At 32.1% G+C, this 21,636-nt stretch carries 12 protein-coding genes; all 12 read left to right on the top strand.

Translation table 11 applies throughout. The features are described 5' to 3' along the window. Window positions 1–17: 17 nt before the first annotated feature. The 12 genes from A5893_RS16410 (at window position 18) to A5893_RS16355 (ending at window position 21,636) form a co-directional block, all read left to right on the top strand. Complete coding sequence (locus A5893_RS16410) at window positions 18–908, top strand: alpha/beta hydrolase (protein ID WP_068823670.1); 891 nt, start codon at window positions 18–20, stop codon at window positions 906–908. Next, window positions 859–3,066: a heparinase II/III domain-containing protein gene (locus tag A5893_RS16405; protein ID WP_232456883.1), complete on the top strand. Its 2,208-nt coding sequence runs from the start codon at window positions 859–861 to the stop codon at window positions 3,064–3,066. Before A5893_RS16410 ends, A5893_RS16405 begins: the two co-directional genes overlap by 50 nt. A 6-nt stretch (window positions 3,067–3,072) precedes the next feature. Next, complete coding sequence (locus A5893_RS16400) at window positions 3,073–3,411, top strand: cupin domain-containing protein (RefSeq protein ID WP_068823669.1); 339 nt, start codon at window positions 3,073–3,075, stop codon at window positions 3,409–3,411. A gap of 417 nt (window positions 3,412–3,828) precedes the next feature. After that, a complete protein-coding gene (locus A5893_RS16395; RefSeq protein ID WP_232456882.1) occupies window positions 3,829–4,713 on the top strand; it encodes a right-handed parallel beta-helix repeat-containing protein in 885 nt (294 codons plus the stop codon). Between the two features lie 4 nt (window positions 4,714–4,717). Continuing rightward, a complete protein-coding gene (locus tag A5893_RS16390) occupies window positions 4,718–6,013 on the top strand; it encodes an MFS transporter (protein WP_068823668.1) in 1,296 nt (431 codons plus the stop codon). 1 nt (window position 6,014) lies between these two features. Next, the gene (locus A5893_RS16385; protein ID WP_068823667.1) at window positions 6,015–6,767 is read left to right on the top strand and encodes an SDR family NAD(P)-dependent oxidoreductase; all 753 of its coding nucleotides are present in this window, start codon (window positions 6,015–6,017) and stop codon (window positions 6,765–6,767) included. A gap of 32 nt (window positions 6,768–6,799) precedes the next feature. After that, a complete protein-coding gene (locus tag A5893_RS16380; RefSeq protein WP_082911474.1) occupies window positions 6,800–10,843 on the top strand; it encodes a hybrid sensor histidine kinase/response regulator transcription factor in 4,044 nt (1,347 codons plus the stop codon). A gap of 324 nt (window positions 10,844–11,167) precedes the next feature. Beyond that, complete coding sequence (locus A5893_RS16375) at window positions 11,168–14,422, top strand: SusC/RagA family TonB-linked outer membrane protein (RefSeq protein WP_068823665.1); 3,255 nt, start codon at window positions 11,168–11,170, stop codon at window positions 14,420–14,422. Between the two features lie 65 nt (window positions 14,423–14,487). Next, entirely contained in the window at window positions 14,488–16,305 is a 1,818-nt protein-coding gene (locus tag A5893_RS16370) for a RagB/SusD family nutrient uptake outer membrane protein (RefSeq protein ID WP_068823664.1), read from the top strand. A 279-nt stretch (window positions 16,306–16,584) separates the two neighbouring features. Beyond that, window positions 16,585–19,044 carry a glycoside hydrolase family 2 TIM barrel-domain containing protein gene (locus A5893_RS16365; RefSeq protein ID WP_068823663.1) on the top strand — a complete coding sequence of 820 codons (2,460 nt, stop codon included), beginning with the start codon at window positions 16,585–16,587 and terminating at the stop codon, window positions 19,042–19,044. 2 nt (window positions 19,045–19,046) lie between these two features. Then, complete coding sequence (locus tag A5893_RS16360) at window positions 19,047–20,216, top strand: alginate lyase family protein (protein ID WP_068823662.1); 1,170 nt, start codon at window positions 19,047–19,049, stop codon at window positions 20,214–20,216. A 223-nt stretch (window positions 20,217–20,439) separates the two neighbouring features. Next, window positions 20,440–21,636, top strand: a complete 1,197-nt coding sequence (locus tag A5893_RS16355; protein ID WP_068823661.1) for a glycoside hydrolase family 88 protein — start codon at window positions 20,440–20,442, stop codon at window positions 21,634–21,636.

The raw sequence follows: 21,636 nt of genomic DNA, 5'->3' as shown, positions 1-21,636 counted from the left end.
ATATAAAGCAGTAGAAAATGAAAAATTTAATCACAATTTGTTTATTGATAACAATTAATACAAGTATTTGGGCCCAGGATGCACCTGAACAAATTAAAAAAGTAACCTTTCCTGTCGGATATTCAAGTCAGTTAAATTTGGTTTATACAACTGCGCCAAATTGGGAAGGTAAAATGGATTTATATCTTCCTCCTAAAAGTAAAGGGCTATCACCTGCCATTATTAATATACATGGAGGTGGCTGGAGTTCGGGGACAAAAGATACTCAAGGAGGTTTTAACAGTTATTTTAATAAAGGATTTTTGGTGGCAAATATTGCTTACCGATTAAGTGGGCAAGCTGCGGCTCCTGCAGCAATTGAAGATACTAGATGCGCTTTAATTTATTTGATAAAAAATGCCAAAACTTTAAATATCGATGTTAATAAAATTGTAATTATGGGTGGTTCGGCTGGTGGTCATTTAGCATTGATGGGCGGTTTATTGGCTAACGATAATAGGTTTGATACCAATTGTGCAGGTGAAAAAAGTGTAAAAGTAGCAGCCATAATAGATAAATACGGAATTGTTGATGTAGGCGATAAAAGATATGGAAGCTTTAGATCAGGGTCTGAGAAAAAATGGCTTGGAAATAAAGTAGCTGATCAATCTTTCATAGAATCTGTTTCTCCAATTTATATAGTTAAAAAGGATAGTCCGCCTATATTTATAGTGCATGGCGATGCCGATCCAACAGTACCCATTCAACAATCGTATGATTTGAAAAAAAGATTAGATGAGGTTAGTGTTAAGAACGAGATGATGATTATTCCAGGTGGTTTGCATGGCAAATTCACAAGTGAGCAAAATGCAGAAGTAAATGAAGCTATTTTGGAATTTATTTACAGTTTGGATGCTTTTAAGAAATGATTTTACGCTGATTTTTATTAGGATGCAAAACATCATTAAAATTAATTTTATAATTTTCTTTCTATTTTTTGGTGCCAATGTGGTTGCGCAACAACACCCAAGTTTAATGTTAACTAAAGTAAATATTGTAGCAATTAGAAAAGGTTGTGACAGTTTGCCTATTTTAAAAACTTCTTATTTAGCTTTAAAAGCTGATGCTGATGAAGCATTATCAACTACTATAAATGTTCCAAAACCAGTAGATGGAGGCGGAGGATATACTCATGAGCAACATAAAAGAAACTATACCTCACTTTTAAATTGCGCCACAGTTTATCAAATTACAAGCGAAAAAAAGTATGCAGATTATGTTAAAACAATGCTTTTGGATTATGCTGGTAAATACCAAAATTGGCCAAACCACCCTAAGTCAAAATCATTGGATGATGCTGGCAAAATATTTTGGCAAAGTTTAAATGATTATGTATGGCAAATTTATGCAATACAAGCTTATGATTTAGTCTATGATACATTAAATAAGACAGAGAGAGATAAAATCGAAAATGAATTGTTTATTCCTATTTTAAAATTTTTTACAGAGGATAGAAAAGTTGTTTTTGATAAAATTCACAACCATGGTACATGGAATTTAGCCGCAGTTGGTATTACTGGTTATGTATTAAACAAACCTGTATATGTTAAAAAAGCAATTTACGGGTCTAATTTAGACGGTAAAACGGGTTATCTAGCTCAAATTAATAAGTTATTCTCTCCTGATGGATATTATATGGAAGGTCCATATTATCAAAGATATGCACTGCTGCCTTTTATCCTTTTCGCCAAAGCGATACAAAACTATCAGCCCGAGCTAAATATATTTAAGTACCGAGATGAATTATTGGCAAAGGCCATACATACTTCTTTACAAACCACTTATACCAATAAAGTGTTTTTTCCTATTAATGATGCTATAAGGGATAAAACATTTGAATCAATAGAGTTGGTTTACGGTAGTAATTTGGCTTACGCAGATATAAAACCCGATGCAGATTTGTTAGATATTGTACAGCAACAAAATAAGGTTATCATTTCTGATGCTGGTTTAAAAGTTGCCTTAGCAATAGCTCAAAACAAAGCTGTACCATTTAATTATCAAACATTATGGATTAAGGATGGTGCTAAAGGAGATGAAGGAGGAATAGGCGTTTTACGCTTCGGACAAAATATAGATCAACAATGTTTAGTTTTAAAAGCAAGCTCTCAAGGTATGGGTCATGGTCATTTTGATAGGTTGAATTTGCTTTTTTATGATAACGGAACTGAGCATTTTTATGATTATGGCTCAGCTAGATTTTTAAATATTGATACCAAAGGTGGTGGTAATTATCTGCCAGAAAACCAGACATGGGCTAAGCAAACTGTTGCTCATAATACCTTAGTTGTAGATCAAACCTCACAATATCAAGCGCAATTATCCTTAGCAGAAAGTAACCACCCAACATTACTTTACTTTAATAATACCCCAAAATTAAAAGTAGTTAGTGCAAAAGAGGATCATGCTTATGAAAATATATCATTAATTAGAACATCGGCTTTGCTTAAAATTGATGAAACAGAAAAACCTTTATTGATTGACGTTTTTAAAGTTATTGCAGATAAGCCACATCAATATGATTTACCTTTTTGGTACCAAGGTAAAATTGTAAACACGTCTGAGAAAATCATTGCTCAAAGAAACAACTTAACCGCTTTAGGAACGGATTTTGGATATCAACATTTATGGCTAAATGCAGATAAAAAATTATCATCAGCAAGTGGATTTATAAGTGTTTTAAACAAAAACAGATTCTATACTACTCATTTTACTTCTAATCAGCCTTTAAAAATAAAGTTAGTTTCCATTGGAGCTAATGATCCTGATTTAAATTTAGCAGAAGGTAAGGCTTTTATTTTATCTCAATCAGACTTCAAAAATCAAACCTTTATTAGCGTTACTGATACGCATGGCAATACAAATCCAGTTAAAGAAACAGTAACTGATGCATCAAGTATCATTACTGACTTAAAACTAGTTGAGGATAGTATCACCCAAACAACTATCAGCTTTAAAGCAAAGGATAAACTTTACATTTATCAAATCAATTATCAAAATAAAAATAATTATATAAATATTAGATAAAACACTATGCAAAGCAATTTATTTCAAATAGAAGAAGAAACCCCTTGGGAAGATTTAGGAAATGGCATTAAAAGACAGATTTATGGGTATGATGATAAAATTATGTTAGTTAAGGCGAAATTTGAAGAGTTAGCGGTTGGTGTTTTACATCAACACCATCATTCGCAGGTAACTTATGTAGAGAGTGGGGTTTTTGAAATGACCATTGGTGCAGAAGTAAGAATTATAAAAAAAGGAGATGGTTATTATGTGCCGCCACATTCTATACATGGTTGCGTATGTAAAGAACCGGGTGTTTTAATAGATGCTTTTACTCCTCATAGAGAAGATTTTTTAAAAAGTTAAACTTTTTAAAATCTTTTGAGACTCGTAGATATTTCAAAAATCACTTTTAGGTTGTCTATTGATTATGAATTCTATTCCTAATATTGGATGAATAATAACAGAAAAATTGGGTTGACAACTGAACCTTACGGATTTCAATAATCTTACAATAATAGGATCAAAAATATTCCTAGTTTATTTAAAGAACAGTTATAGGAAAGATTAAAAACTAAAAATGCTATTGACTAAATCACTTATTTATTAGTAGCAAAAAAGGTAGTAACAGTTACAAGCCATTTAATTATGATTAAATTTTCAATATCCAAAATTAACAACTTAACTATTTTTAGCATTCTAGTTTTAATTTGCTCGCTATTTTTTGGTTTTATCCAAAATAAGAAGAATAAAATAATAGTTTCTGATTCTAATCAATTAAAAATGGCTTTAAAATATGCAAAAGCTGGTGATTCTATATTTTTAAAAGACGGAATTTATGAAGGAAAATTTGTGATCGAAGCTACTAATAGTGGAAATAAAAATAAGCCCATTGTGTTAATCGGGTCTAAAAATGCTGTTTTAGATGCTGGTACTATTGAAACTGGTTACGTTCTATCTCTAAAAGCAAACTATTGGCAAATTAAAGGAATTACTTTAAAAAATGGTTTAAAAGGTTTAATAACCGATGGGGCTAATTATAATTTAATAGATGGGATTTTTGTTACTCAAATAGGGGAAGAGGCAGTGCATTTTAGAAATTTTAGCAAACACAATATTATTCAAAATTCAGAAATAACCTATACCGGTTTAAAAACTCCCGACTATGGAGAGGGTATTTATATCGGTACTGCGGTTAGTAATTGGGCAAAAATATCTAATGGCCTACCAGACAGGTGCGATTCTAACAAAGTGATAAAAAATAAAATTGGACCTTATATAGCGGCAGAGTGTATTGATATTAAAGAAGGTACCACCGGAGGTTTAATTAGTGGAAATACATTTAACAGCCAAGGAATAACTGGTGCAAATAGTGCTGATAGTTGGATTGATGTAAAAGGAAACGCTTATTTAATAGAAAACAATATAGGTTATAATGTGCAGCCTTCTGTTTTATTAGATGGTTACCAAATTAATTGTGCGGTAGCAGGATGGGGTTGTGGTAATATTTTTAAGAGTAATATAAGTGATGTTTCAGCGGCAGGTTTTGGCTTTAATGTAAGGTTAAAAAGTAGTAAAGGAGAAGCTACTGGTAACTTAATTTATAACAGCAATACGGTAAAAAATGCAATGAGTGGCTTAGCAAACATTCCAACAATAAGCAAATAGATTTATGAAAATAAAAGGCTTAAGATGGTGGATTATATCTTTAATTGGTTTAGCTACCATTATTAATTATGTGGATAGAAGTGCTATCAATATTTTATGGCCATACATTTATACTGAATTTGGCATTGCAGATGCTGACAATAAAAGTGCCTTGGCGGTTATAACCACTTTTTTTATGATTGCTTATGCATTGGGGCAAACTTTTACCGGTAAATTGATGGATAGTGTAGGTACGAGAATTGGAATGACTTTATCAATTATAGGGTGGAGTATTTCAATTTCTTTACATGCATTTGCCAGATCTTTATTTTCGTTTAGCATTTTTAGATTTATGCTAGGCTTTAGCGAAGCAGGAAATTGGCCAGGAGCAACTAAAAGCAATGCAGAATGGTTTCCACCTAAAGAAAGAGCATTAGCACAAGGTATTTTTGGTGCAGGCGCTTCTCTTGGGTCTGTAATTTCAGCACCAATTATAGTTTTACTTTATGTTGCATTTGGTTGGAAAATTACTTTTGTCTTAATAGCTGGTTTAGGTTTAGTTTGGATTATTCCTTGGTTAGTAATTAATAAGGCTACACCAGATAAACACCCTTGGTTAACAGATAAAGAAAGAAATTTTATTCTAGATAAACCAAAAGAAAGTACCCATTTAACAATAGCAGAAGCACCAATTTTAACATGGAAAGAGCTATTAAAATTTAGAAACACCTGGGGTATAATTATGGGTAGATTTTTTATTGACCCAGTTTGGTGGTTATTTGTAACGTGGTTACCCACATTTTTAAAAGAATCTTTTGCATTTGATATTAAACAAATTGGATCATTTACTTGGGTACCTTATTTATTTGCTGCAATAGGCAGTTTAGCGGGAGGATATTTTTCTTCAAGGCTGGTGAAAAATGGTATTGACGCGGAAAAGGCTAGGAAAAATGCAATAGCAATAGGTTGTACAATTATGATAATTTCTTTATTGGCTATTCTATATTATTTATCAAACTTAAAAGAAACACCAATTTTTGCCATGTTACTAATAGGAACTACACTTTTTGGATTTCAATTTTTAATAGGTAATCTTCAAACATTACCCTCTGATTATTTTAACGGAAAAAATGTTGGAACTGTTGCTGGTATGGCCGGCACCGCAGCTGTACTCGGCACTTTATTAACAACATGGGCAGTACCCATTATTACTAAAACAAGTTACGTGTCCTTCTTTGTACTAGCAGCCGTATTAGTTCCTTTAACTTGGATAAGTATCAAATACATCACTACAAAAAAAGTAATATCTAATAAAATATAATATGCGTTTAAAAAATAAGGTAGCGATAGTTACAGGTGGATCAAGAGATATAGGAAGGGCAATTTCAATTCAACTTGCAAAGGAAGGTGCAAATGTAGTAATCAATTATTTTGGCAATAAGCAAAATGCTGATGATACGCTTGCTTTAATTAAAGATTTTGGAGGAAATGCAATCACAGTTAAAGCTGACATGACAAATTATGTTGAAGTTGAGAATTTAGTTAAGGAAGCCAGAACCGCTTTTGGTGATGACATTCACATATTGGCTAATGTTGCAGGAGGATTGATAGCTAGAAAACCAACATCTGAAATGGATGAAGAATTTTGGGATTTAGTAATGGGTATTAATCTAAAATCTGTTTTTTTTGCTGTTAAAGCTGTAAGCCCATTTATGCCTTCAGGTTCTGCCATTATAAATTTTTCATCATTAGCTGGTAGAGATGGTGGCGGTCCCGGAGCCAGTGCTTATGCTACTTCAAAAGGTGCAGTGATGACTTATACAAGGGCTTTAGCTAAAGAATTTGGTGTTAAAGGTATTAGAGTAAACGCAGTTGCTCCAGGTATGATAGCTACTGCTTTCCATGATACATTTACAAAACCAGAAGTAAGAATAAACGTTGCCAATAGCACTGCTTTAAAAAGAGAAGGTGAAGCAAATGAAGTTGCGCAATTAGTAGTATATTTATGTTCAGATGAAGCTTCCTTTATTACGGGAGCAAACATTGATATCAACGGTGGATTAAGTTTTTCTTAATTTTGCTTACCAATTATAAATTCTTAAATAAATTGACCTTCAGGATAATTAGATACCTCATTAAGATTGTGTGTGTTAGCGCCATACTTATATGCTTTTTATCTTGTTTAAAGGCTCAAGAAATTAAAATAGCTTTTGATAAATTAACTGTAGAAGCCGGTTTATCTCAAAGTAGTGTATTATCAATCACTCAAGATAAAAAGGGTTTTATGTGGTTTGGGACTAAAGACGGTTTAAACCGTTATGATTCTCAGCAATTCGAAGTTTTCAGACATCATGAAAATGATCCTAACTCATTAAGTAGCAGTCAGAGTATTGGTGCACTTTTAACAGATAGAAAAGGTAATCTATGGGTAGGCACACAAGATGGATTAAATAAATATCAACCAGAAACTAAATCATTTGTTCGATATATAAATAACCCAAAAAATAAAAAAAGTTTAAGTAATAATACCATCAGATCTATTTATGAAGATAGACAAGGTAATATTTGGATAGGAACAGAAGATGGACTTAACAAGTTAAATAATGACGGAAGTTTTGAAAGATACTTTTGTAACAATTCTCTGGGAGCGGGTGTAGTAAATGCAGCTATTAACTCAATTTATCAGGATAGTAAGTATACATTATGGGTAGGTACAAAAAATGGTTTAGTTAATATTAATTTTAAAAAACAAGGTGCTAAATTCTCGACATACTTTCATGACCCTAATAATTCTCAAACACCAATTTCAAATGATATTACTTCAATTGTAGAAGATTTTAACCATAACATTTGGTTAGGTCATCATTTTAGTGGTTTAGATTTTTTTGATAGAGTAAATAATAATTTTAAGCACATTAATGGTAATGAGTTAGATAACAAATTTGGAAGTAATAATATAAGAAAAATATTGGTAGCCAAAGATGGACTTTTATGGATTGCTACCTTAAATGGAATAAGAATATATGATCCTGTTAAAAATAGATTTGATAATAATATTCATGATCCAGAAAATCCAGGTAGTTTAAATCAAAACTCAATTTATAATTTATATCAAGATAAAGCAGGTTCTATTTGGGTAGGTACTTATTTTGGCGGAATAAATGTTTACCATCCAAATGCAATTCCATTTACAACCTATAAACATAACTCTTATAAAAACTCTTTAAGTAGTAACATTATTAGCGCTATTGTTGAGGATAAAAACCATAATTTATGGATAGGTACTGAAGCCGAAGGGCTAAATTTTTATAACAGGCAAACAGGTCAGTTTACAAATATCAAAAGCAGTAAAAATTCTATCAGTTCTAATTTGATAAAGTCAATGGCAATTGATCAAAATCAAAATCTTTGGATTGCAACCTATAACGGCGGGATTGATTTTTATGATTTAAAAACCAAAGTTTTTAAAAACTATATTTTAAATAAGGATTCGTATCAAGAAGCCAATAGAATTATTTATCTCACTATAGATGATAAAAATAGAGTTTGGGTGGGCACAAGAGGCAACGGTTTATTTCTTTATTCTTCTGCATCTAATCGATTTATAGCATTACAGAATAGTAAATCTCAATTTAAATTTAGTGAGGGCAATATTTCCTACCTGTTTCAAGATAAATCTAAAACCTTGTGGGTAGCTACTGATAATGGGCTTTACTATTTAAAAGATGGCTCGGTAAGTTTTAAAAGTTTAGTATCCTCAAACACATCATTTCTGAAACACATCAATTGTATCAATCAAACAGAAGATGGTAAAGTATGGATTGGAAGTTATGATGAAGGTATTGCAAGTTTTACTTTTAAAAATAATGCTCTTAAATTTTATACTGTTAATAATGGGTTGCCTTCCGATAATATTGCATCAATAGTAGAAGATAATAATCAGAACTTATGGATCAGTACTGACAAAGGACTAGCCCGCATGAATGATGATAAGTTTAATGTTTATAACATTAATGATGGTTTGCCAGGAAATATTTTCAACTATCATTCTTTTTTATTAGATAGTAAAGGAGAGTTGTTTTTTGGAGGTTATAATGGTTTAGTTAGTTTTCATCCCGAAGATATTATAGAAAATAAAATTGCTCCTCAAATTGTGTTTACACATCTGCGAGTTTTTAATAAAGAGGTTAACATCAATGATGATTCGAAAATTTTAAAAAAGTCAATTGATGAATCGGATGAACTTATTTTTTCTTATCAACAAGATTTGTTTAGTATAAGTTTCTCGGCTTTAAATTTTGTAAAATCAAAAAAGAATAAATATGCTTATAAATTAAAAGGATATGAAGAGGAATGGAATTATGTAGATAACCCAACCGCAGTTTTTAACAATGTACCAAGTGGGAGCTATAATTTATTAGTGAAAGCTTCTAATAATGATGGGGTTTGGAGTGAAAATGATGCCTCTCTAAAAATTGTAATAAGACCACCTTTTTGGAGAACATGGTGGGCTTATTTGATTTATTTTGCAATACTAGCAGGTGGTTTATATTTTGTTTTAAGATTTATATTTATCAGAGCATTATTAAAAAGGGAACATGATGTTAACCAAATGAAACTAGATTTTTTCACCAATGTATCTCATGAAATACGTACACCTCTTACCTTGATATTAGGTCCTTTAGAAAAAATGTTACATGATACAGAAGATAATTTGATATTTAACGAACAGCTTCTCATTATCAATAAAAATGCAAAAAGACTGATGAAGTTAGTTAATGAACTGATGGATTTTAGAAAGATAGAAAGTGGTAATATGAAACTAAATCTATCTGAAAATAATATCGTAAGTTTTGTTAATGAAATATTCTTATCATTTGAAGAATTAGCTAAACAGAAAAATATAGATTACACATTTAAGGCTCATCAAGATATCATTAAGGTGTATTATGATAAAGAGCAGTTAGAAAAAGTGATTTTCAACTTATTATCAAATGCATTTAAGTTTACTGCTAAAATAAATTCAAGAGTACATTTAGATTTAAAACAGACAGACCAATATGTTTATCTTAGAATCACTGATAATGGGATGGGAATCCCGGAAGAAAATAAGAAAAATTTGTTCACTAATTTTTATCAGGTACCAAATCATCAACAACGTAATGTAGGTACTGGAATTGGGTTGGCATTATCAAAAAATATAGCAAAACTTCATCATGGTAATTTAGTTTTAGAGCAAAGCGATGTTAACACTACTTTTTGCTTATCGTTAATGATTGGTAATTCACAATATAAACCTCATGAAATTAATATAATTGAAAACAATGATTATGATTTTCAATTAGATACAATTGATAATGATTTTTTTCTTGATGAGCTCAAAATCAAAAATGCAGGAAGAAGTATTTTACCTTTAATTCTTGTGGTTGATGATAATTTAGAAATTAAAGAATTCATTATAAGTACATTAATCCCTTTTTATCAGATTGTGGCTGCGTCCAATGGTAAGGAAGCATTAGAATTGGCATTCGAAAAAATACCAGATGTAATAATTAGCGATGTAATGATGCCAGAAATGGACGGATTTGAACTTTGTACAGAACTAAAACAAGATATCAGAACAAGGCATATTCCTATTGTACTACTAACAGCTAAATCTAGCGAATTGAACGAATTGGAAGGCTTAAAAACTGGGGCAGATGTTTATTTAACAAAACCGTTTAGTACTACCAAATTAAAACTGATAGTAGAAAATTTAATTTCTCTACATCAAAACATGAGAGAAAAGTTTTCTCAACAGTTTACATTACAACCTACAGATTTTCAAATAGTTTCATCTGATGGTGAATTTTTAAATAAGGTATTAAAACTTTTAGAAGCAAACATTGACAATATTGATTTTAATGTAAATCTATTTGCTTCGGAAATAGGGATGAGTACCCCAGTTTTCTACAAAAAGATTTTTGCCTTGACGGGATTAACTGTAAACAATTTTATAAAGTCAATCAGATTAAAAAGGGCTTTACAATTGCTACAGCAAAAAGCTGGTAACATATCCGAAATTGCTTATATGGTAGGTTTTAATGATGCAAAGTATTTTAGTAAAGAATTTAAAAAACAATATGGCAAATTACCTTCCTCTTATAATTAATATTCCTAATAAGTATTAATCTCTCGTAAATAAATATAATCACTTGTTTATTGATAGATACTAAAGTCTAATCAAATCTTCTTAATAACTTTTTTAGTAAGTCATTTTAATGCTAAATAAGGTTAAATACATGTAAATCAAAAACTTAAGAAAAAACACTTTTAGTTTAAGATTTTATCCATCAATAAATTTATTTAATATTAGTTTAGTTGTACCAATTATAAGGTCTTAAAGTCAATAACTATGCAGTTTTAATAATTGCTATTTGTAATTATTTGTTGATTTTTTTTGAGCCTTTAAAAAACCAAATTATAACCAACTATTATGCTAAAATTATTTACTAAAAAAACAGTAAAGAGTAAAAACAAAATTTGTCAAACTTTACTTTTAATCGCTCTAATTTTAAACTTAGGTAACTTAACTTACGCTCAAAACACTAAGATTAAAATTACTGGTAAAATTATCGATCCTCAGGGAGAAGGTATTATTGGTGCCAGCATTAAATTAAAAGGCTCAACAACTACTGCTGCTACAGCAGATGCTAACGGAAATTACAGTATTACAGTGCCAAATGTAAAATCTACATTAATTTTTTCAAGCGTTGGCTTCTCAACTAAAGAAGAAATTGTAGGAGCTAAAAAAATTATCAATGTTACTTTAGAAGATGATTCTAAATTGTTGAGTGAAATTGTTGTGATAGGTTATGGTGAGGTTAACAGAAAAGATTTAACTGGTTCTGTTTCATCTGTTAATATTGCTGATTTAACTAAAGCGCCTGTAGCTTCCTTTGATGATGCCTTGGCGGGTAGGATTGCGGGTGTTCAAGTAACTTCTCCAGATGGCCAACCAGGTGCCGCACCAAGTATTATAATTAGAGGAGGTAATTCTGTAACACAAGATAATTCCCCACTGTATGTGATAGATGGTTTTCCGATTGAAAATTTTGATAATAGTTCTTTAAACCCATCAGATATAGAATCGATTGATGTATTAAAGGATGCTTCTTCGGCAGCTATATATGGTTCTAGGGGAGCAAATGGCGTCATTATTATAACTACAAAAAGGGGCAATATTGGTGTGCCTAAAGTAACTTATAAAAATTACTTTGGTCTTCAAACCAATACCAATAAAATAAATTTAATGGATCCATATGAATTTGTGAGATACCAAATTGATGTTGATTCTATTCCTGCAGTAGGGAGTAGTAGCTATATAATTTATGATATTTTTAATCCTGTTATTAATCCAACGGGTACAAAATCTTTAAATGATTATAGAGTAGATGGAATTGATTGGCAGGATCAAATTTTTAGAACGGCACCAATGCAAAACCATGAAGTTGCTATTAGAGGCGGTAATAAAGATACAAAGTATGGTATAACTACTTCTTATTTTAATCAAGATGGTACATTAATAGCATCTGACTTTAAACGATTTCAATCTAGATTAACATTAGATCAAGCACTAAATAAAAAATTAAAACTTGGTATAAATGTGAATTATAGCAATATTGTTGCTACAGGAGGGCAAATAAGTGGACAGTCTACTACGTCTGATGCTTTTTTAATTAGTGCTTGGAGGTACCGACCAATTACCACTAAATTAGATGATTTAGACGATTTATTAGACGATGCTCAGGATCCATCATTAGCAGATTTTACAGCTACAAATTATCAATGGAATCCTATTTTGACCAGAAATAATGAGATTAGAAATCGCAAAACAGCTTTAATTACAGCAAACGCTAATTTAGATTATGCGTTCAATAAGAATTTAAAATTAAAGGTAACTGGCGGTATAAATTCTAAATCATTTAAAAACGAATCTTTTAATACCTCTCAATCAAGATTAGGGAGCACACTAAGCACTTTAGGTAATGGTGGACCAAACGGTTCAATTGCTATTACTGGCACTGATAATTTTATAAATGAAAATGCTTTAACTTTCAATAAGATTTTTAAACAAAAACACCTATTAAATTTATTGGTGGGTACTTCAACCTCACTCAATAAAGTTAATCTTTCTGGTTTTGGTGCAACACTAGTGCCTAATGAAAATTTAGGTATTAACGGATTAGGACAAGGAATTCCACAATCTGTAGCGACCCAAAGCAGACAAAATACTTTAGCATCTTTTTTAGGTAGAGTAAATTATGGTTACCAATCTAAATATTTAATTACTGCAAGTTTTAGAGCCGATGGTTCATCCAAATTTGTAGGCGATAATATTTGGGGTTACTTTCCATCGGCTTCTGCTGCTTGGCGCTTAAGCGAGGAGAAATTTTTAAAAAATAATAAGATTATTACCGATGCTAAATTAAGAACAAGTTATGGTGTAATTGGAAATAATCGTGTTTCTGATTACGCATCATACGCAGTCTTAGGTACGGGTGGTTCTAATTCTTATTCAAATAATAATAGCTTTTCTACAGGTTCTTATCCATTAACCTTAGCAAATCCTTTATTAAAATGGGAAACTACAAAAGAAGTAGATTTAGGTGTTGATTTAGGATTTTTTAATCAACGCATTATATTAGTGGCAGACTATTACAATAAAAATACCTCTGACTTATTGTTGAGTTCTGATTTGCCAGGGAGTAGTGGTTATACAACTGCCTTTCAAAATATAGGATCAGTACAAAATCGAGGATTTGAATTTTCATTAACAACTGTTAACGTTGCTAATAAAAAGTTTAACTGGAGTTCTAACTTCAACATTTCATTCAATAGAAATAAAATTTTAGCTCTTACTTCAGGTCAACAAAAATTAGAAACAATCGCAAGATGGTCATCAAGTAATACCATTGGATTAAGTCCAGGATATCTTGCTGAAATAGGTCGTCCAATTGGTATGTTTTATGGTTTATTATCTGATGGTGTTTATCAATACAGTGATTTTGATGCTACTGTAAACACTACAACCAGGGTTACCACCTATCTATTAAAACCTGATGTTGCTTCTGCTAATCCTAACAGGGCATTAATACAACCAGGCTTTTGGAAGTTTAGAGATATAAATAACGATAAGTTTATTAATGTAAATGATTTAACGATTATCGGAAACCCAAATCCTGATTTTATTGGCGGTTTATCTAATAATTTTAGATATAAAGGTTTTGATTTAAATGTTTTCTTACAGTTCAGCTATGGTAATGAGATTATGAATGTTAATCGCATTTTGATGGAAGGTGGAGGTGGGGTAGCTTCTACAAAGGCTGCTAATCAGTTTGCATCATATTCAGACCGATGGACTCCTACAAATCAAAATAATGAATACGCTGCTGCAGGAGCGGGTGGAAGAGCTCCTTCTTTTTATCCATCTAGAATTGTAGAAGATGGATCTTTTTTAAGACTTAAAACTGTAAATTTTGGTTACAATTTTAATTCGACAATCACCAAAAAAATAAAATTGAATGGATTAAGATTTTATGCATCTGCACAAAACTTACTAACTATTACGGGTTATCAAGGTTTAGATCCAGAGGTTAATACTTTTGCATCCGCACTTACGCCAGGTTTAGATTTTTCCGCATATCCTAGAGCCCGAACTATCACTTTTGGATTTGATATCACATTATAAATAAAAGCTATTTAAACAATTAACCTTCTATAAAAAGAAGTGGAGTTTTAATAAAAAATATAGAGATGAAAAAACAAGTTATAACATTATCGATATTATTAAGTATTAGCCTAAGCGGTTGCGAGAAATTTTTAACAGAATTACCTCAAGATACTGCATCTCCAGAAACATTTTTTCAAACAGGAGATCAATTAACATCAGCATTAATGTCTGTTTACTCCCCATTGGGAAGTACAGATGAATCAACTTATTCTAGATTTCTGTCTTTAGAAGCAGATGCTGCCACTGACGAATTTAGTTTAAGAAGTGCTGGCGGTATAGCTGCAAATACCTACAACGCAAGTGCGTCTTATATTAACTTTACTCGATGCTGGAATAACCTTTATTTAGGCATAGAAAGAGCTAACTTTTTATTAGAAAAGTTAGAAACATCTACCGCACCTTTAGCTGATAAAAACCAAGTTAAAGGAGAGGCTTTATTCTTAAGAGGATATTATCATTTTCTATTAGTGAGTTATTGGGGAGATGTTCCGCTTAGGTTAACCACTACCAAACAAGCTTCTGATGTAAACAGACCTAGGACTCCGGCAAAAGAAGTTTATGATCAAATTATTAAAGACATGACAGAGGCAGAAGCTTTAGTAAAAACAGCTACTGCATGGGGGGTAACTATAACAGGTAGAGTTTCTAAGACAGCTGTAGAAGGAATTTTATCTAGAGTTAATTTGCATGCTGCTGGTAGATTAAAAGATAATAGTTATTTACCTGCAGCGGTATCTTGGGGTAAAAAAGTAATAGCTAGTAATGAGCATCGTTTAAATCCAGATTATAAACAGATCTTTATTAATCAAAGTCAAGATGTTAATGATAATAAAGAGTGTTTGTGGGAAGTAGAATTTTTAAGAGATGCAACAGGTATTTATTCTGAGTATGAAAGATTTGGATCTACTTATGGCCCTCAAAATAATAATGAAAAAGTAGGTGGTTTTATGCAGGGTGTTTATTATGCAACAGGCACATTATATAGCTCTTATGCTGATGGAGATTTACGTAGAGATTGGACTATTTCTAATTATTTATATGTTAATACAGATGCAGCACAAGGCAAAGTTTATACCAACCCCGCAACTGCTTGGAGACGCCCTTTAGCTAAATGGCGGAGAGAATACCAAAGTCCCGCAGCTGCCGCAATTAAAAACTTTGGACCAACAAATTTTCCTTTGCTAAGATATTCTGATGTTTTATTAACCTTAGCCGAAGCTGATAATTTAATAAATGGGCCAACTGCAGAAAACATAGAATACGTAAACCAAGTTAGAAGAAGAGCTTATGGGGTAACTTTAGTGGGTAGAAATATCAAAACTTTGAGAGTTACAACTGCTGGTACAGGTTATACATTAAATTCTATCGTAACATTTTCTGGAGGAGGGGCTACTAAAGATGCAAAAGCTGTGATATCAGCAGTTAGTAGCGGAAGAATTACAGCCATCACCATAGTAGATGGAGGTGCAAATTACACTACCAACCCTACTATTACTATAACTGGTGGCACTGGTGCTGTAATTACACCAACAATTAGTAATATTTCTGATCCTGAACTACTTCCTGCAGATTATTCTTCTTTACCCGTTTTCAATACATTTATTGTGAAAGAACGTAGCAGAGAGTTGACAGGAGAGGGGCATCATAAATTAGATTTATATAGATGGGGAACATTTTTGACAACTATGCAAGCAATGATACCTATTATAACTACTAATTTCAGTACTGTACTAGCTGCCTATACCAATGTTTCCGCAAGAGATGTTGCGTTTCCAATTCCTATCCAAGAGATGTCTCTTAATCCGGCAATGGCGGGTAAACAAAATCCAGGATGGGAATAAATAAATAATAAAGACCTCTAGAATTATTTTCTAGAGGTTTTTATCTTAAAATGTTTTTTATAACATTTAAAATAACACTCAAATTTTGTTAATCTACAAACTTTAAAATTGATATTTTAACAACAAATAATAAAGTGTCTTCAAATTCTATAACAACATCCAATTAATTGTAAATACTATTTCTTTTAAGATAATCCCCTTTATTCTTTAATAATATCCCCTTAATTAAGTTGTTAGACTTCTACATTAGCTTTACCAATTATTTAATATCATTTCATAATGAAGCGAATTTTATTACTTTTTATAACTATTATTTTTATTGTCTGTAACAATCTTTATAGTCAACAAGCTCAAAGACTAAACAACGATTGGGAATATTTAAAAAGTGATTTGGGGGGTATTTGGGAAGCAAATCGTCCAGCTAAAGTAGGCAGTTCTGAAAGTGTTCCTCTTTGGACAAAAGTTACACTTCCACATTGTTTCAATGCGCTAGATGCAGTTGACCCAGATGTGAATTATTATCAAGGTCCTGGATGGTATCGCTCCAACCTAAGAATTGAAAATCCTTATCAAAATGGCAGAACAATTTTAAATTTTGAAGGAGCCGGACAAAAAACACAAGTTTACGTTTACAATACCAAAGTAGGAGAACACGTTGGCGGTTATGATGAATGGACAGTTGATATTACTGATGCAGTAGAGGCCTTTAAAAAAGATACTGTTTTTAATGGTCGATTTAAAGGAAAAATTCCGATTTCAATCCGTTGTGATAATTCGAGAGATTTGGAAATGATTCCTTCAGATCTTTCTGATTTTAATATTTATGGTGGCATATATCGTTATCTTAATTTAGTATATACGCCCCAATTAAGTTTTGATAAAATTTTCGCTTTAGCCGAAGTTGATGCGGCTGGTAAATTAGGGACTTTAAAAATTTCTTCTCGATTTTATAATCCTAAAAATATTCAAAATGCTAGTCTAAAAATCAAAATAACCGATCCTAACAATAAAATTATCAGCGAAAGCGAAAAACAGTTTACAGCTTTAAAATTAACAGAAGAACTAGCTCAAATCCAAGTTAAGAAACCAATGTTATGGTCTCCAGATGCTCCAAATTTATATAAAGTAGAGATTACAGTTGAGCAACACGGAGAAGAAGCTTCTCATACAGAAAAAGTAGGTTTCCGAAATTTTGAATTCATAAAAAAGGGTCCTTTTATGTTAAACGGGAAACGTTTATTATTAAGAGGAACACATCGTCACGAAGATCATGCTGACGTTGCAGCAGCAATGACAGAGGGTATGATCCGTACTGAAATACAAATGATGAAGAATATGGGCGTAAACTTTATCCGATTGGGTCATTATCAACAATCGCGTATCGTTTTGAACCTTTGCGATAGTTTGGGTATAATGGTATGGGAAGAAATTCCCTGGTGCCGTGGTGGTTTAGGTGGACAAGTATATCAGGCGCAAGCCAAAAGAATGCTCACCAATATGATAGAACAGCACTACAATCATCCCGCAATAATTATTTGGGGTTTAGGTAACGAGAACGATTGGCCTAACGATTTTACCACTTTTGATGAAAGCAAAATTAGAGCTTTCATGAGCGAACTTAATGATTTGAGTCATAAAATAGATAATACAAGGATGACCGCTATTCGCCGCTGCGATTTTTGTAAGGATATTGTAGATGTTTATTCTCCATCTATTTGGGCGGGTTGGTATCGTGGAATATATACTGATTACAAAGAAATTACGGAAAAAGAATTTGATAGCGTTGATAAGTTTTTACACGTAGAATGGGGTGGTGATAGCCACGCTGGCAGACATTCAGAAAATCCTGATGATGCAGTAAGTAAAGTAAACAGATCAAACAAGGGAGATGAAAGAGATGGAGATGCCTCGCTTTTTGGTGGAAGCGCAAGGGTTTCTAAAGATGGCGACTGGAGTGAATCTTACGTTTGTAGTTTAATTGACTGGCATTTAAAAGAACAGGAAACAATGCCATGGTTAAGCGGAAGTGCCTATTGGCCATTTAAAGATTTTTCGACTCCTGTTAGGCCAGATAATCCTGTCCCTTATGTAAATCAAAAAGGGGTTATAGAACGAGACTTCACTAAAAAAGAGTCTTATTATGTTTTTCAATCTTATTGGACAAATAAACTAATGGCGCACATATACGGACACAGTTGGCCAGTACGTTGGGGAGATAAGGATGAAGATAGAATGGTGAAAGTTTATGCTAATGCAGATGAAGCAGAACTATTTGTAAACGGAATAAGCCAAGGAATTAAAAAGCGTAACAGTCAGGATTTCCCTGCTGCTGGTTTACGTTGGATGGTGAATTATAAAGAAGGACACAATACTTTAAAAGTTGTGGCTAGAAAAGGAAAAGAATCAGTAATTGATGAAATTATCCAAGATTATCAGACCGCTAAATGGGGTAAACCAACAAAACTGATTTTGGAAAAAATAGCTGATGATAACGGAAAAATCACCATTCAGGCTAAGTTATTAGATGCCAATAACATATTATGTCTTAATGCAAAGAACGTAATTGAGTTCGGTTTAACCGGAGATGGGAAATTAATTGATAATCAGGGAACTTCTGTTGGATCAAGAAGAGTGGAGTTGTATAATGGAAGAGCAGTGATCAGTTTATATACCAATGGAGGAAAAAGTATTACTTCTGTTAAAACGGATGGAATAGCTACGGCATTTTTAAGTCTATAAATATGTTCAGGACGTTTGGTATAATCTTCATCTTTTTAGTTTTTCAGAGCTGTTCTCCTAGAATCAAAACTGAGAAATCTTCGATTGCAAAACAAGCAGAAGACGTTTTAAAAAAGCAAACCTTAGCCGAAGCCGATTGGGCAATGTTGCAAAAACCAGAAACGTTAACTAATACACTATCGCCCCGAAGTGATGGAGGTATTCATGATTTTTACTCGGAAGGAGATTATTGGTGGCCAAATCCAAAAGACCCAAACGGACCATATATTCAAAAAGACGGTTTAACTAATCCTGATAATTTTACAGCGCACCGTTCTGCGATGATTCGTTTCAGTAAAATTATTGGTGCTTTAGCATCAGCATATAAAATTACTGCTGATGAAAAATATGTAAAACAGGCAGTTTTACATTTAAAAGCTTGGTTTGTTAATCCTGAAAGCTTAATGAACCCCAATCTGGAATATGCACAAGCCATTAAAGGATTATTTAAAGGGCGTGGAATTGGAATTATAGATACCATTCATTTATTAGATGTTGCTCAAGGGACTTTAATAATGAGTTCTCAAATTAATCCAGCAGATTTAATAACCATAAAAAATTGGTTTGACGATTATTTAAAATGGTTAATGACCAGCAAAAACGGCAACGATGAAATGAATGCTAAAAATAACCATGGCACTTGTTTTACTTTACAAATTGCAGGTTTTGCTAAATTAACAGGCAATCAGGAATTGTTAGATTTATGTATCAACAGATATAAAGCCCTTTTATTACCTAGCCAAATGGTAGCAGATGGTAGTTTTCCTTTAGAAATGGCTCGAACAAAACCTTATGGTTATTCTATTTTTAATTTAGATGCAATGACAATACTTTGCCAGATTCTATCTACTTCTGGTGATAATTTGTTTGGCTTTGAAACTCCAGATGGAAAATCGATTAAAAGAGGAGTTGAATTTATGTATCCTTTTATTGACAATAAAAGTTCATGGACATTAACGCCAGATGTGATGTTTTGGAATGATTGGCCAGTTGCTCAACCATTTTTAATTTTTGGATCAAACGCATATCAAAACCAAAAATGGTTTAATACTTGGAAAGGTTTAGAACATCAGCCAAAAGTAAACGAAGTGATTAGAAATTTACCGATTAAGTATCCATTGTTGTTTATGTAAAAAATTAAAAATTAAAAATTAAAAATTAAAAATTAAAAATTAAAAAGTAAAAAGTAAAAAGTAAAAAGTAAAAAGTAAAAAGTAAAAAGTAAAAAGTAAAAAGTAAAAAGTAAAAAGTTCAATCTATCTCTGTGATCACTGCGCCCTCGGTGGTTAAAAATAAATCCTACTTAGTGAACTCTGTGAAAAACTCTGTTCCATTTGTGGTAAATTATAAAGCACTATGAATATTAAACAAATATTAACAATCGCCATTACTATAACAACGCTCAGCAGTTGCGCACAAAAACTTTATTTTAAAAAAGAAGTAAGCCATGCTGAAGCGCAAACAGACTTAATGATTCAAGAAATTCCAAAGGCTGATAACAAAAACGGCACATTGGTTACTCCAAGGACTTTAGAAGGCGGGAATTTAAAACTGGTAGCTTCAAAAGATTGGACAAGTGGTTTCTTTCCTGGGGAACTTTGGTATTTGTACGAACTCACCAAAAACGACAAATGGAAGCAAGAAGCAATTAAATATAGTGCATTTATTGAGCAAGAAAAATTTAATGATAAGACCCACGATATGGGCTTTAAAGTATATTGCAGTTTTGGAAACGCTTATCGTCTTACAAAAAATGAAAATGATAAAAATGTAATTATCCTAGCGGCAAAAACACTATCTACCCGTTTTAGTCCTAAAGTTGGAGCAATCCGCAGTTGGGATCATAATGATGATAAATGGGATTATCCTGTTATTATTGATAATATGCTTAACCTCGAACTTCTTTTTGAGGCTACAAAACTAACAGGTGATTCAAGTTTTTATAAAATTGCAGTATCTCATGCTAATACTACGATGAAAAATCATTTTCGATCTGATTATAGTACTTATCATGTAATTGATTACAATCCAGAAACTGGATTAGTAGAACATAAACAAACCCATCAGGGATATAGTGATGCTTCTGCTTGGGCGAGGGGACAAGCTTGGGCACTTTATGGTTATACCATGTGTTATCGTGAAACAAAAGACCCAAAATATTTGGCTCAGGCAAAAAATGTAGCAAGTTTTATCTTCAATAATAAAAACATGCCCGCAGATTTGATTCCTTACTGGGATTTTGATGTACCGAATATTCAAAACGAGCCTCGAGATGCCTCAGCAGCTGCAGTTATTGCTTCCGCTTTATTTGAATTAAGCACTTACACCAAAACAAATGATTATCTTCCTAAAGCTTCCAAAATTCTTAAGAATCTTTCTACTAATTATAATTTTAAAAATGGTGAGGGCAAAGGTTTTATCTTAAACTATAGTACAGGTTCTAAACCTTCTAATTCTGAAGTAAACGTACCATTAAGTTATGCAGATTATTATTATTTAGAGTCGTTAATACGGGCAAATAAATTAAAAAATAACAAATCTTTATTTAATTAA

The organism is Pedobacter psychrophilus (genome assembly GCF_001652725.1).
GTDB lineage: Bacteria > Bacteroidota > Bacteroidia > Sphingobacteriales > Sphingobacteriaceae > Pseudopedobacter > Pseudopedobacter psychrophilus.
The sequence above is the reverse complement of the archived record's forward strand: the minus strand, read 5'-3'. Positions and strand labels throughout refer to the sequence as shown.

Excerpts from the sequence above, each read along its gene's own strand:
- A5893_RS16390 (WP_068823668.1), top strand. The coding sequence starts at position 4,718 with ATGAAAATAAAAGGCTTAAGATGGTGGATTATATCTTTAATTGGTTTA.
- A5893_RS16405 (WP_232456883.1), top strand. The coding sequence starts at position 859 with ATGAAGCTATTTTGGAATTTATTTACAGTTTGGATGCTTTTAAGAAAT.
- A5893_RS16410 (WP_068823670.1), top strand. The coding sequence starts at position 18 with ATGAAAAATTTAATCACAATTTGTTTATTGATAACAATTAATACAAGT.
- A5893_RS16365 (WP_068823663.1), top strand. The coding sequence starts at position 16,585 with ATGAAGCGAATTTTATTACTTTTTATAACTATTATTTTTATTGTCTGT.
- A5893_RS16360 (WP_068823662.1), top strand. The coding sequence starts at position 19,047 with ATGTTCAGGACGTTTGGTATAATCTTCATCTTTTTAGTTTTTCAGAGC.
- A5893_RS16370 (WP_068823664.1), top strand. The coding sequence starts at position 14,488 with ATGAAAAAACAAGTTATAACATTATCGATATTATTAAGTATTAGCCTA.
- A5893_RS16375 (WP_068823665.1), top strand. The coding sequence starts at position 11,168 with ATGCTAAAATTATTTACTAAAAAAACAGTAAAGAGTAAAAACAAAATT.
- A5893_RS16395 (WP_232456882.1), top strand. The coding sequence starts at position 3,829 with ATGGCTTTAAAATATGCAAAAGCTGGTGATTCTATATTTTTAAAAGAC.
- A5893_RS16355 (WP_068823661.1), top strand. The coding sequence starts at position 20,440 with ATGAATATTAAACAAATATTAACAATCGCCATTACTATAACAACGCTC.
- A5893_RS16400 (WP_068823669.1), top strand. The coding sequence starts at position 3,073 with ATGCAAAGCAATTTATTTCAAATAGAAGAAGAAACCCCTTGGGAAGAT.
- A5893_RS16385 (WP_068823667.1), top strand. The coding sequence starts at position 6,015 with ATGCGTTTAAAAAATAAGGTAGCGATAGTTACAGGTGGATCAAGAGAT.